Source organism: Bacillus sp. FSL K6-0042, from assembly GCF_038006685.1.
Lineage (GTDB): Bacteria > Bacillota > Bacilli > Bacillales > Bacillaceae_G > Bacillus_A > Bacillus_A pseudomycoides.
In genome coordinates this window covers 1,215,440-1,228,947 of the sequence record NZ_JBBOVS010000001.1, presented here as the reverse complement: position 1 = coordinate 1,228,947, position 13,508 = coordinate 1,215,440, and the positions used below count along the sequence as shown (strand labels likewise).

General features: G+C 35.4%; 12 protein-coding genes, 1 pseudogene and 2 other annotated features. Of the genes and pseudogenes, 11 read left to right on the top strand and 2 right to left on the bottom strand.

Annotation, left to right across the window (positions count from 1 at the left end; all coding sequences use genetic code 11):
* Window positions 1–124 precede the first annotated feature (124 nt).
* The gene (gene entFM / locus MHH45_RS06500; protein ID WP_016131325.1) at window positions 125–1,441 is read left to right on the top strand and encodes an enterotoxin EntFM; all 1,317 of its coding nucleotides are present in this window, start codon (window positions 125–127) and stop codon (window positions 1,439–1,441) included.
* Window positions 1,442–1,516: 75 nt separating this feature from the next.
* Here entFM and MHH45_RS06495 read toward each other — a convergent pair whose 3' ends face one another.
* Window positions 1,517–2,275 carry an alpha/beta fold hydrolase gene (locus MHH45_RS06495; RefSeq protein WP_088094382.1) on the bottom strand — a complete coding sequence of 253 codons (759 nt, stop codon included), beginning with the start codon at window positions 2,273–2,275 and terminating at the stop codon, window positions 1,517–1,519.
* Window positions 2,276–2,554: 279 nt separating this feature from the next.
* Here MHH45_RS06495 and MHH45_RS06490 point away from each other — a divergent pair, with 279 nt between their 5' ends.
* From MHH45_RS06490 to MHH45_RS06470, 5 genes and pseudogenes are all read left to right on the top strand, one after another.
* Window positions 2,555–2,728 carry a hypothetical protein gene (locus MHH45_RS06490; protein WP_170927958.1) on the top strand — a complete coding sequence of 58 codons (174 nt, stop codon included), beginning with the start codon at window positions 2,555–2,557 and terminating at the stop codon, window positions 2,726–2,728.
* A gap of 146 nt (window positions 2,729–2,874) precedes the next feature.
* On the top strand, window positions 2,875–3,549 hold the full coding sequence (locus MHH45_RS06485) for an O-methyltransferase (protein WP_088094388.1): 675 nt from the start codon (window positions 2,875–2,877) through the stop codon (window positions 3,547–3,549).
* Between the two features lie 155 nt (window positions 3,550–3,704).
* Window positions 3,705–4,577, top strand: a pseudogene (locus MHH45_RS06480) (aminoglycoside 6-adenylyltransferase).
* Between the two features lie 124 nt (window positions 4,578–4,701).
* A complete protein-coding gene (locus MHH45_RS06475) occupies window positions 4,702–5,547 on the top strand; it encodes a peptidoglycan-N-acetylglucosamine deacetylase (RefSeq protein ID WP_088094383.1) in 846 nt (281 codons plus the stop codon).
* 170 nt (window positions 5,548–5,717) lie between these two features.
* Entirely contained in the window at window positions 5,718–6,062 is a 345-nt protein-coding gene (locus tag MHH45_RS06470) for an SdpI family protein (RefSeq protein ID WP_088094384.1), read from the top strand.
* An 89-nt stretch (window positions 6,063–6,151) separates the two neighbouring features.
* Here the strand turns inward: MHH45_RS06470 and MHH45_RS06465 are convergent, their stop codons facing one another.
* Complete coding sequence (locus MHH45_RS06465) at window positions 6,152–6,766, bottom strand: NUDIX hydrolase (RefSeq protein ID WP_088094385.1); 615 nt, start codon at window positions 6,764–6,766, stop codon at window positions 6,152–6,154.
* Window positions 6,767–6,855: 89 nt separating this feature from the next.
* On the opposite strand from MHH45_RS06465, the gene MHH45_RS06460 reads away from it, so the two are divergent.
* The 5 genes from MHH45_RS06460 to MHH45_RS06440 all read left to right on the top strand — a co-directional run bounded on the left by MHH45_RS06460 (window position 6,856) and on the right by MHH45_RS06440 (window position 13,394).
* Window positions 6,856–7,494: a pyridoxamine 5'-phosphate oxidase family protein gene (locus tag MHH45_RS06460; RefSeq protein ID WP_088094386.1), complete on the top strand. Its 639-nt coding sequence runs from the start codon at window positions 6,856–6,858 to the stop codon at window positions 7,492–7,494.
* 362 nt (window positions 7,495–7,856) lie between these two features.
* Window positions 7,857–8,090, top strand: a binding site (T-box leader).
* A 116-nt stretch (window positions 8,091–8,206) separates the two neighbouring features.
* Window positions 8,207–8,440 (top strand) — a binding site (T-box leader).
* A 156-nt stretch (window positions 8,441–8,596) separates the two neighbouring features.
* Window positions 8,597–9,892 (top strand): homoserine dehydrogenase, encoded by a 1,296-nt coding sequence (locus tag MHH45_RS06455; protein ID WP_088094502.1) that lies wholly within the window; start codon window positions 8,597–8,599, stop codon window positions 9,890–9,892.
* On the top strand, window positions 9,885–10,943 hold the full coding sequence (thrC, locus tag MHH45_RS06450) for a threonine synthase (RefSeq protein WP_088094501.1): 1,059 nt from the start codon (window positions 9,885–9,887) through the stop codon (window positions 10,941–10,943). The genes MHH45_RS06455 and thrC overlap by 8 nt, the downstream gene beginning before the upstream one ends.
* On the top strand, window positions 10,940–11,854 hold the full coding sequence (gene thrB, locus MHH45_RS06445) for a homoserine kinase (protein ID WP_088094500.1): 915 nt from the start codon (window positions 10,940–10,942) through the stop codon (window positions 11,852–11,854). The genes thrC and thrB overlap by 4 nt, the downstream gene beginning before the upstream one ends.
* A 541-nt stretch (window positions 11,855–12,395) precedes the next feature.
* On the top strand, window positions 12,396–13,394 hold the full coding sequence (locus MHH45_RS06440; RefSeq protein WP_016114541.1) for an LCP family protein: 999 nt from the start codon (window positions 12,396–12,398) through the stop codon (window positions 13,392–13,394).
* The last annotated feature ends 114 nt before the right edge of the window (window positions 13,395–13,508 follow it).

Here is a 13,508-nt window from a genome sequence, read left to right as displayed (position 1 = left end):
ACGTGTGAAAAAGAAAGCCCTTGTATAAAAATGGAATTTAATATGAATTCATTTCCAATATTTTGGTAGGATATTAAAATCATTTTTTTAAGAGGGTAGTAGGGAAAGGGAGTTAATACAACTTATGAAAAAAGTACTAGCAGGTTTAGCGGCAGCTTCTGTAGCCGGCGCAGTAGTTCCTGGAATGGATGCTGCTCACGCACAAGTTTCAACAGACGCGCTAAAAGAAATCGATGGACAAACACAAAAACAAACACAAACAGTTGATCCGAAAGTAACTGAAACACAAACAGTAGAGAAAAAATCTGACCTTAAATACACAGTAACAGCTGATGTATTGAATGTACGTACAGGTCCTGGTACAGGAAATGATATTATTTCTAAAGTACAAGAAGGACAAGTTCTACAAGTAACTGGTGAAGAAAATGGTTGGTTTAAAGTAAATGTAAACGGTAAAACTGGCTATGTAAGCAGTGATTTTGTAACAACTGGTGAGAAAACAGGAACTGCTGTTCAACAAGGAACAGGTAACTATACGGTAAATGTTTCTTCACTTAATGTACGTACAGGTCCTAGTGCTTCTCATACAGTTGTAGGTACTGTAGACAAAGGACAAACTGTACAAGTTGTCGGTGAAGTACAAGACTGGTTTAAAATTAACCACAACGGCGGAACTGGCTATGTAAGTAAAGACTTTGTAACAAAAGGCGGTACAACTACAAATGTAAGTACGGAAACAGAAAAGCCAAACAACAATGAAATGACAATCCGAAAAGACGGCTCATATGTTGTTGATACAGGAGCTTTACGTGTACGTACAGGCCCGGCTACATATAATGCTGTAATTGGTGGCGTATTACAAGGCCAAACATTACAAGTTATTGGTGGGGAAAACGGTTGGTATAAAATTAACCACCAAGGAAGAACTGGCTATGTAAGTGCAGACCATGTTAAGTTTGTAAAAGGTGGTACAGCAAATGTAACTACGCCTTCTCGTCCAACTACTGGCGGTGAGCAAGGAAATACACAAACAGAAAAACCACAAACAGAAAAACCGACAACACCATCTGCTAATGGTTCATCAATTGTGTCTATTGCACAATCGCTAAATGGTTCACCATATGTATATGGTGGTACAACACCATCTGGTTTTGACTGCAGTGGCTACGTTTACTACGTATTAAATAAAGCAGGTCATTCTGGTGGACGTCAAACTGTTGCTGGCTACTGGGGCAGCAAGACACATACTAGTAATCCACAACCAGGTGATTTAGTATACTTTAAAGATACTACTGGTGCTGGTGCAGGTATGACTCATATGGGTATTTACTTAGGTAATGGTCAGTTCATCAGTGCAGAAACTGAAAAAACTGGTGTAAGAATTAGCTCAGTAAATAACTCTTACTGGAGTAAACATCTAGCAGGTTACACAAAAGCATAATAAGAACTGTATTCTTACATATTATAAGAAAAAGCTTTCTAGGAAACTAGAAAGCTTTTTTTGTTTTAGATGTCTTTATGCGTCCAGTAAAAAATTGGAATATAAATCATGGAAGTAGCTAGGACGGAATAAGTTTGCGGCATGGCCGGCTAGTGGGATTTCTTTATATAAAACGTTTGGAAGAATGGATTTTAAATCAAATAAACAGGATTTATAGAGATGATCGTGTTCACCCATTACCCATAGAATAGGTTGTGATAGTTCTCGTAGTCGAGATTTTAAATCGAATTCTAGACGGTGTTTGAGCGATTCGACAATAATCGATGAATGCAATTGTAATCCAAACCGATAATAAATGTTTTTTGAAATAACCGCAAAAGGACTTGCTTTTAGTATACCACTTGGGAAAATTGTACTCGCATATTGATAAAGCCAAGTGGAATATTCATTTTCACGGTTGTCCCAAAACTTTCGAAAGACGTTATATAAAAGGGAGGGATTATTGTAATGACCTCCAATATGACAAAGACTTAATACTTTCTCTGGATATTTGTGAGCGAATATAGTAGCAATGTAACAGCCATAGCTTAGGGCACAAATATGAGCTTGCTGAATACCTTCTTTCTCATACAGGTCTGATAATTGCTGTACTAATCGATCTAAAGAAAAGTCTATTGCTTGCCCTTTGTCTTCACCATGACCTAGTAAATCATACGTTATAATATTGTAAGAAGGAGAAAATCGTTTATATTCTTTTTTGAAGGCACGACGATTTCCGACTAATCCATGAATGAATATAATGGTCTTCTTTTTAGAATTCTTTTTTGCTTGCACGGTATACCCCTTTCGGTGAATGAAGATTAGTGAGATGCGTATGCTATGAAAATATATATTTTTATAGTTATATATGGGTAAGCATTCTAAATTCTTTTTGCGTAGACTATAGAATGGTAATGTTTTTATTAAGTACCAGGTAATAATATCAGATGATTATATCTGTTGTAAAGATAAGATTTGATGTGTTTTATTACCAAATCAGTAGATTAATCGTTTGACTGTTTATATTCAGTTTACATTCATATCGTATTCTAATTTTAGAAATAACCGTTTGGTTTGAAAGAAGGCAAGGTTCAAGCTTTAATTACACCAGTTATGTCATTTGTTTTAATGGCGTTACTTGTCATTATTGTAGGATATGGTGGAATGCGAGTTTCTAGTGGAGCATTAACAACTGGAGAACTTGTGGCATTTATTAAATCTGCAGGACTTTGGTCTACTAATCCATAAGAAGTTGTATATGAATAAAAAAGATTTGGTTTAAAGCCAAATCTTTTTTTATTTATTTCTTTTTAATTCTGAATTTTATGAACTATAATAAGGGATGAAAGTTATTGAAGGATTATCCCATGCAATTCGAAGGGAATGGTATTTACGTGAATAATATTGAAAAATGGAAAGCTGTTGATCATTTTATTGCGGATTTACTTATCCCAACTGATTCTATTCTTGAAGAGGTACTCCAAGTAAATGCTGAAGCTAATTTGCCAGCACATGATGTTTCACCAACTCAAGGGAAGTTCTTACAATTGCTCGTGCAAATTCAAGGTGCACGAAATATTTTAGAAATTGGTACTTTAGGTGGATATAGTACAATATGGCTTGCAAGGGCGTTGCCAACAGATGGTCGTCTTATCACGCTTGAAACAAGTGAAAAGTATGCTGAAATTGCCCGTGCTAATATCAAACGAGCTAATTTGAGTGAAGTGGTTCATGTGTGTACTGGAATGGCAATAGATTCGTTGCAGCAAATGGCTACTGAAAACTGTGAGCCATTTGATCTTATTTTCATTGATGCTGATAAACAAAACAACCCTGCATATTTTGAATGGGCTCTTAAACTTTCAAGGTGTGGTAGTTTAATTATTGGTGATAATGTAGTGCGCGATGGTGAGGTGGTCAATGGTTTAAGTGAAGACGCTCGTGTACAGGGGATACGACGTTTTTATGAACGAATTGCTGCTGAACCGCGTGTTACTGCTACTGCGATCCAAACTGTAGGGAGTAAGGGGTATGATGGATTTGTAATTGCGCTTGTAACAGAAGGATGAGGTCTAGATGCCAATTATAGATCTACTAGACTAGGAGGGGGAAATAAAAAATGTTTGATATGTTATAACATGGATGGAAAACAGGGAACTCTTCTCGTGCTCCTCCAAAATGAATGCAGTACAATGCACTAATAAAATTTGGAGGTTATAAAAATATGAGAAGTGAAAAAGAAATGATGGGTTTAATATTAAATACAGCAAGAGAAGATGAGCGTATTCGCGCAGTGATTATGAATGGTTCTCGTGTGAATCCGAATGTGAAGAGAGATTGTTTTCAAGATTATGATATTGTATATGTTGTGAAAGATATATAGTCATTCACATCTGATCACAGTTGGATAAATAGATTTGGAAAAATAATGATTGTGCAAATGCCAGAAGAAAGCACTTTAGTTCCACCCGAAGAGGATGGAAGATTTCCTTATTTGATGCAGTTTATAGACGGGAATCGAATCGATTTGACTTTAGTTTCAGTAGAATTAATAGATGAGATTCTTGGTAGAGATAGTTTGAGTGTACTTCTTTTTGATAAAGATGGTGCTATTGAGCCATTTCCACCAACAAATGATTCGGATTACTGTATAAAAAGGCCAACAGCAAAAGAATTTGCAGATTGCTGTAATGAGTTTTGGTGGTGTAGTACAAATGTAGCAAAAGGGTTGTGGAGAGAAGAACTTCCTTATGTAAAAGGAATGCTTGAAGGTCCTGTTCGAAATATGCTGATGCAAATGCTAGAATGGCATATTGGGATAAAAACAAATTTTACAGTAAACGCCGGAAAGTTTGGGAAGTATTTTGAACAATACCTTGAGGATGATTTGTGGAAACGATATATAGAGACATTTTCAAATGCAGATTATGAAAATATTTGGAAGTCGTTCTTTATAATGGGAGCTTTATTTAGGGAGACGGCAATTGGAATTGCTAGCTATTTTAGTTTTGAATATCCACAAGGTGACGATGCTAGAGTGACAAGCTATCTAAAATATGTGAGATCTTTACCAAAAGATAGTCAAACAATTTATTAAGTGTATGATAGATAGAAATAAGACCGTTCAAAATGGGACGGTCTTATTTCTGTTCAGGAACATGAATCATTTTGACAAAATAAGAATGAACTGCATATAAAATTTTAGGGAGGTTTTATTAATTATGTATTATTTTTATCCATCAGAGATACTAACTCCTTTTCAATGGGTTTCAGAACGTAATACGCCTTTATATAATATGTATTCTTATTTGCCATACTCAAATGTATTTTATTATCAAAACTATTTGAGTGTAACGCCTGATTTGCTAAATGCTGGTTTGAAGAATGAGGTTCAAGGTGCAGAAGAAGATAGAGGCTCGTGGACACCTTTTTCTTGGGTTGAAAAATATGCTTATGCATTTTCTGGTCCATATAATAAAGCGGAAGTTGCCCTTACATTTGATGATGGACCAGACTCTGTATTTACTCCGCAAATACTAGATAAGTTAAAAAGTTATGGTGTGAAAGCTACTTTTTTTCTTCTTGGTGAAAATGCAGAAAGATATCCTGATGTAGTAAAACGAATTGCAAATGAGGGTCATACTGTTGGGAATCATACGTATAATCACCCCAATTTAGTTAAAGTAAGTGATGAAGAATATCGCAATCAAATTGTAAGAACGGAAGAGATATTGCGGAAGTTGACAGGGTATGCACCAAAGTTTATACGTCCGCCTTATGGTGAAATACGTGAAAAACAATTAGAGTGGGCGACAGAACAGAATTTTCTGGTCATACAATGGAGTGTAGATACAGTTGATTGGAAAGGAGTAAGTGCAGAGAAGGTTACAAATACTGTGTTAGGGAATGCGTTTCCAGGAAGTGTTATACTCCAGCATTCTACACCGGGAGGGCATTTGCAAGGATCTGTGGATGCGCTAGATCGAATCATTCCTGAACTGAAAGCGAAAGGGTCACGTTTCGTGACGCTTCCTAACATGTTTCATACGTCGAAACAGAGAAAGTAAATGACCGATAAGGTGGACCTATAAATATAAAATATTGTATTCAGCTTGTACATCATTTAAACAAGAGTGGTGTATTTTTATTTTTGGGAAATATAGGTTTTTGTTGTATAATAAAACTATAAACTGACAAATAAATTTGAAAATATGTGTGTGGATGTGAAGGGAATAAGATGACATATGCGTTTGTAAATATAGGGATGAGCTTGTTAATCGGTATTATATTTATACTAGCCGCACTCATATTGCAAAAAAATCCACCAACAGATATTAACGCAGTATACGGATATCGAACAAAGCGATCAATGAAAAATAAAGATTTATGGGATGTTGGAAATCAATATAGCGCTGAAGTTATGAAACAAAATGGATTTTTAATGATTTTAATAGGAAGTTTAATCGGATTGCTATTTTGGTACCCACATACAATGATTGCTATTTTAATCCTTATGATAGTATTAATCATTCGTTTGTTTATACGGGTGGAGAAGAAATTAAAGGTACTGGAGAAACAATAAACTTTACTTGTGGAATTTTCAAGCTGTTCTATTAAGGAAGTACAAATAGTTTTGACCCCTGCACTATTTAAGTGGGGGTCAATTGAATTTTAGAAGTTATTGATTTTTAGCATATCTCGTCCTTTTTCTACGACAAATTCATAATATTCAAGCTCATATGGATAAATATCTTCAAATGTTATTGTAATAGATTTAGTGCTTTTGTTTAAAACAGGAATGCCTGTTGTAGATGAGATTTCTCCTTTTAAAAGCTGTAAAAAAGAAGTCGCATTTACTTTCATTACATCTTCAACTTCATCACCTGGAGCAAATGGAAGTGGTTTTGTAACAGCATGAAAATACATATGACACATTTCACGGTCAATGAAATGCGGGATTTCATGGTTGATTTTAAAAATGCCTTTGTACTCTAAATCAGTAGCTTGAAAGGAAAGTCCTAATTCTTCTTTTACTTCACGAAGCCCCCCTATTCGTACATCTTCATCATGCATAATATGTCCCGCTGATGTAATATCCCATTTTCCTGGGAAATCTTTCTTGTTTTTAGCGCGTAATTGGAAGTGTAGAAAGATGTCTTCATTATCTTTTTCTACAAACCAACAATGGAATGTTTCGTGCCAATCACCGTCACGATGTACATCATCACGTAGTTTTTTTCCAATTTTGTTTCCTTCTGTATCAAATATCGTTAACCATTCTGCCATTGATATTCCCCTTTCTGCATAGTTTATTATACAATTAATGTATGTAATTTTGGGAAAATAACGATAATTAAGTAGGGAGTGTATATGGAATGGGACTAGGCGAGAAAAAAATAAATTCGCTCATTTCAACAGAAGAAGAATTACGTCTTATTTTAGGATATCCAAGTGAACGCGCGGTGAAAAAAGTGATCCCATCACTCGATCATCATTGTCGTGAATTTCTATCTAAGTCTCCTTTTCTAGTAATGTCTACTTCAGATGAATTTGGTCATTGTGATGCATCACCAAGAGGGGATGCACCTGGATTTGTATATGTTTTAAATGAAAATCAAATTGTAATTCCAGAAAGACCGGGGAATCGGAGAGTGGATTCTATCCTTAATATTTTATCTAATTCACGGGTGGGACTTATCTTTTTTATTCCAGGGCTTGGAGAATCATTACGGATAAATGGGCGTGCAACTATCACAAAAGACGAAGAGATTTTAGAGAAAATGCAAGTAAGGGGTCGTAATCCACTTCTCGGAATCGTTGTAGAAATAGAAGAGTGTTTCATCCATTGTGCAAAAGCATTTATACGTTCTGAATTATGGAATCCAGATTCTTGGTTAGAAAAAGAAGCATTACCATCAGCAGCAAAAATGCTTGCTGATCATGCCAAAGTAAATGCAAATGAAGAAGAAGTCGCACGTTCTTTAGAAGAAAGTTATACAAAAAGATTATATTGAAAATATTGCATAGTACATTGATTGATAAAATATATAAATATAATTAATGATTTAGGAATCTAAAGAGCATTCATTCTATTGGTAATCAGTATTTAAAATCAAAAGCCCGATTGTTTCAACTAATAATCAGTGGGGGATGAAGAAAACCCCCACTGATTAAAGTTTCACTTTATGTGAATTCCAATTTTAAAAAGGTAATTATGTAGGTTTAATCATTTTTTTAGTAGTTTAAATTATTATCTTGAAATAAGTTATAAAAGTGTAATTATCTTGTAGAGAATAAAAGGTATAATTTTTTTTCTCAAAACGGGCTTGCTTTTTAAAATTTCCGTAATTATAATAATTTAACAAATAGACATGAACGAAAAGTAACGATAAGGACATGAGATGATTTTTACGGTTTACAGAGAGGGAAGCCAAAGGCTGTGAGCTTCCTAACACGGGGAATTCTCTTACCACCTTTGAACTTCAATAGTGAACGAGTAATCTAGTAATTATTGACGGTCTCAGCCGTTATCTGATCTTGAGCAATCCGAAGTGAATGTATATTTGGATTGGAACAAGGGTGGAACCACGAAAACACATTCGTCCCTTTTATAGGGATGAGTGTGTTTTTTTTATACGAAGTTAATATTTGAAAATTAAAAATATAAAAAATATTCCTTGCTTTTGTATGATATGTACGTATAATAATTTAACAAATAGATATGAACGAAAAGTAACGATAAGGACATGAGATAATTTTTACGGTTTGCAGAGAGGGAGGCCAAAGGCTGTGAGCTTCCTAACACGAGAAATAATCTTACCACCTTTGAACTTCAATAGTGAATGAGTGATCTAGTAATTATTGACGGTCTCAGCCGTTATCTGATCTTGAGCAATCCGAAGCGAATGTATATTTGGATTGGAACAAGGGTGGAACCACGAAAACACATTCGTCCCTTTTATAGGGATGAGTGTGTTTTTTTTATAAAGTGTATTACTGAATTGAAAGGAGGTGCAGTGGAGTGAAACGATTGATCCGAACGGGAATCACCATTAACTGCGCAAATAGGAAGAAGATAATGGTCAAGTAGTTTGAAAAATAGGAGGAGATTAAAAAATGAGCAATGTAGTATATGTTGGAGTATTAGGACTTGGAACAGTAGGGAGCGGTGTCGTTCATATTTTGGAAGATCACAAGGAGAAAATAAGTCTTGATACAGGATATGAAGTAAAGGTAAAGGCAGTGGCAGTACGTGATGTGGAAAAAGAACGAGATGTTTCAATTGATGGAATCATGATAACAAATGATGCAGATGAAATTTTAGAAGATCCCAATATTGATATCGTAGTAGAGGTGATGGGTGGAATTCAAGAAGCAAAACAGGCTATTATAAGGGCGTTATGTAATAAGAAACATGTCGTAACTGCAAACAAAGATTTAATGGCTGTATACGGTAATGAATTGTTAAAATTAGCGAATGCAAATGGTTGTCAGTTGTATTATGAAGCAAGTGTAGCTGGAGGAATTCCAATTTTAAGAGGGCTAGTAGACGGCTTAGCTTCTGATCATATTGAAAAGTTTATGGGAATTGTAAATGGCACAACAAATTATATACTAACAAAAATGAGTCAAAATGGTTGGTCGTATGAACAGGCGCTTCAAGAAGCTCAAAAGCTAGGCTTTGCAGAATCAGATCCGTCAGCGGATGTAGATGGACTGGATGCTGCACGAAAGGTAGCTATTCTTGCAAACTTAGGATTTTCGATGAATGTTTCTTTAGATGATGTACACGTTCGAGGTATTCGAAATGTAGAAAAAGAAGATTTAGAAATGGCTGGGAAGCTAGGTTTTACTATGAAGCTAGTCGGGAAAGCGGAGAAGCAAGGTTCAGCTATTAATTTAAGCGTAGCACCTACTTTATTACCGAGTCAGCATCCATTATCCAGTGTGAATAACGAATTTAACGCTGTATATGTACACGGTCATGCGGTTGGTGAAGTTATGTTTTATGGGCCAGGGGCTGGAAAATTACCAACAGGATCTGCTGTAGTAAGTGATATTATTTCAATCGTTAAAAATATGAATCAAATAGTGAAAAGTCAAGGTGTGTTAAAAGAGTCAGTGCCTTATACACTAAAAGGGGATGAAGAAGTTGTCTCGAAATATTTTTTACGCATTTTATTACGTGATGAACCAGGGATGTTTCAGGAAATTACAGAATGTTTCGTCAGTGAATCGATTAGCTTAGAAGAAATTGTGCAACTTCCATTAAATCAAGAGCTTGCGGAAATTGTGATTGTGACGCATCAAACTTCAAAGTACCAATTTGAGAAAGTTTTAACATTACTAGAGAATGTAGCAAATGAAATAAAAAGTTATTACGCTATTGAGGAGGAAAAACAATATGTATAAAGGATTATTAAAACAATATGCTTCTTATTTACCAGTGAATGATAATACACCAGATGTAAGCTTGATGGAAGGGAATACACCACTCATTCCACTTCTGAATATTTCTAAAGAATTAGGGATTCATTTATATGGAAAATATGAAGGTGCTAACCCTACAGGATCTTTTAAAGATAGAGGGATGGTCATGGCAGTTGCGAAAGCAAAAGAAGAAGGATCACAGGCAATTATTTGTGCATCAACAGGTAATACATCAGCAGCGGCAGCAGCATACGCTGCTCGTCTTGGGCTGAAGTGTATTATTGTTATACCAGAAGGGAAAATTGCTCATGGGAAATTAGCACAAGCTATTGCGTATGGAGCAGAGATTATTTCAATTGAAGGAAACTTTGATGACGCACTTCGAGCTGTACGTCAGATTGCAGATGAAGAACCAATTACATTAGTAAACTCTGTTAATCCATATCGAATTGAAGGACAAAAAACAGCTGCGTTTGAAATTTGTGATCAGTTGCAAAAAGCACCAGATGTCCTTGCTATTCCGGTTGGAAATGCAGGGAATATTACGGCATACTGGAAAGGTTTTTGTGAATATGAGAAAGAAAAGGGATTCAAGAAACCTAGAATTCACGGGTTTGAAGCTGAAGGAGCAGCTGCAATTGTAAAAGGTCATGTCATTGATTCACCAGAAACAGTCGCAACTGCAATTCGTATTGGTAATCCAGCAAGCTGGTCCTATGCTGTAGAAGCAGCAGAGCAATCAAACGGTGAAATTGATATGGTATCAGATGAAGAAATCTTAAGTGCCTATCAGTTGCTAGCAAAAACAGAAGGAGTTTTTGCAGAACCAGGGTCAAGTGCTTCTCTAGCAGGTGTAATTAAACATGTTCAAGCAGGGAAAATCAAAAAGGGAGAGACAGTTGTTGCAGTATTAACAGGAAATGGTTTAAAAGATCCTGATATTGCTATTGCCTCTAATCACCTAGAGATTGCAAGTGTTTCAAACGATATGGAACAAATAAAAGAACATATTAAAGGAGTGATTGTTTCGTGATTCCATTTAAAGTTCGTGTTCCAGCTAGTACGGCAAATGTAGGTCCGGGTTTTGATTCTGTTGGAATAGCATTATCATTATATTTGGAAGTGGCTGTGAAGGAACAATCAGCTCATTGGCATGTTATACATTCATTCGATTCTTCTATCCCAAATGATGAGAGAAATTTAATTGTAAGTACAGCACTTAAAGTATGTCCTTCGTTATCTTCCTATATAATAGAAGTTACTAGTAATATTCCACTTACGCGAGGATTGGGGAGCAGCGCATCAGCCATTGTAGCAGGAATAGAACTTGCCAATGAACTTGGAGAATTACATTTAACAACAGATGAGAAAGTTCATCTTGCTACAAGTTTTGAGGGACACCCTGATAATGTAGCTGCTTCTATTTTAGGAGGTACTGTTATTGGCGCGATAGATGGGAATCATGTATCTGTTGTTAGAATAGAGAGTAAAGAATTAGGTGTAATCTCTCTTATTCCTGATGAAGAATTAAATACAAATAAAAGTCGTTCTGTATTGCCAGAAACATTTCAGTTTCATGATGCTGTTCGTGCAAGTGCAGTCAGCAATGTTTTAGTAGCAGCGTTATGCCAAAAGAAGTGGGAAATTGTTGGTGAAATGATGGAAAGAGATCAATTTCATGAACCATACCGTTCACAGCTTGTTCCATTTTTACACGCAGTTCGGATGTATGCGAAAAAGTTTGGAGCATATGGGACAGCACTTAGTGGGGCTGGTCCATCTCTTTTTATATTGACTCCATATGAAAAACGCGAGGAAGTTGCTGAACAATTAGCAAAAGTATTTCCGGCGATGCAAGTTTGTGAGCTGGAAATTGATCATGAAGGAACAGTTGTGAAAAGGGAACAAAGTGCTGGTAGAACAGAAGAGAAGTATAGTATATAGATAAGGGATTAAAGAAGAGAAGTTTCTTATATAATAGACATAAAGGAGTCGAACTCTTTTCTTGTTTTAGGTTGGTGTAGTAACGACCGTAATACAAGAATTTTGAGACAGGCTTCTTTTTTATGCTCTTTGCCATATTTCTGTAACAAACCACCTATATATTCAGTGGTGGAGGTGTAGAAGATGAAAAAAATACCAGCAAAATCGGCTGTTATTTTTGACGAAGGTAAGAAAATGATTTACAAACCTGAAATAAATAAACAGTGATAAATGTAGCAGGTTCCCACTGGTATGGTAACGAAAGTGCTAAACTGGTGGGGATTTTTTTACTAGTATACAACAGGATTGTAAATTTTTTGAAATTATCATTTGATGTCTTGTTAAAATCCAACACGAGAGTATAATGTGAAATGAAATACATATTGATTTTACTTCTTTACAACGAAACCTTACAAAAATGTAAGGTGAATGAAATGAAATTCAATATGAAGATTAATAGACATGGAGTATACTAGGAAAAGAGAAAGAGAGGAGAATAGACATGAGCTCTGAATTAGAACAAAACACAAGAAGTAAAAAGAAACGTTCTAAAAGAAAATCTGTGAAGTGGTTCATTTTGATTCCATTTTTACTACTCATTTTTGGTGGAGTAGGATATGGTTCGTTTTTATATAATAAAGCAAATGCGGTTGTAAGTGATGCGTATGCAAAAATTGAGAAATCAACTAAACGCGATAAAGAGGTTGAACCGTTAAAAGATAATATTTCTGTTTTAATCATGGGTGTTGATGGAAGTGATATTCGAAAAGGACAATATGGAGAAGCTGTTCGTACGGATGCGCTATTATTGGCAACAATTAATAAAGGTGATAAATCAGTAAAATTAGTAAGTATTCCACGTGATTCTCGCGTGTATATTCCATCAAAAAAGAAATTGGATAAAATTACGCATGCCCATGTATTCGGTGGAGTTGAAAGTACACGGGATACAGTAGAGAGATTTTTAAATGTTCCAGTTGACTATTATGTGAAATTCAACTTTGATTCCTTTGTGAAAATTGTAGATTCACTTGGTGGTATTGATGTGGATGTACCAGTTGCATTTACAGAACAAGATAGTAAAGATCAAGCAGGTATGATTCATTTAGAGAAAGGCTACCAACATTTAAACGGAGAGCAAGCTCTTGCGTTAGCACGAACTCGTAAAATTGATAGTGATGCAATGCGTGGTCAAAGACAACAGCTCGTTATTGAAGCAATTGCGAAAAAAGCAATGTCTGTTCAATCAATTAGTAAATTAGGTTCCCTTTTAGATGCAGTTGATAGCAATATGAAAACAAACTTAACATTTGATGATATGCTTTCCATTACAAGAAATATGGCCGGAACTGATTTACAGATGGAGAAAATGCAAATAGAAGGTACGGATAAACGTATCGGTGGTATTTATTACTACATTCCAAACGAAAAAAATGTGCAAGACATTTCTAAAAAGTTGAATGAACATCTAGGTGTTACGCCAAAAGCAGCACGAAACTAATTGTAAAAGGTTGGCGCCTGGCCAACCTTTTTTGATTTATAATATATATGGGTATTAAATAAATCAAAATATTATTGGAGTTATTTAAAAATGTTTACATATATAATAAAATGC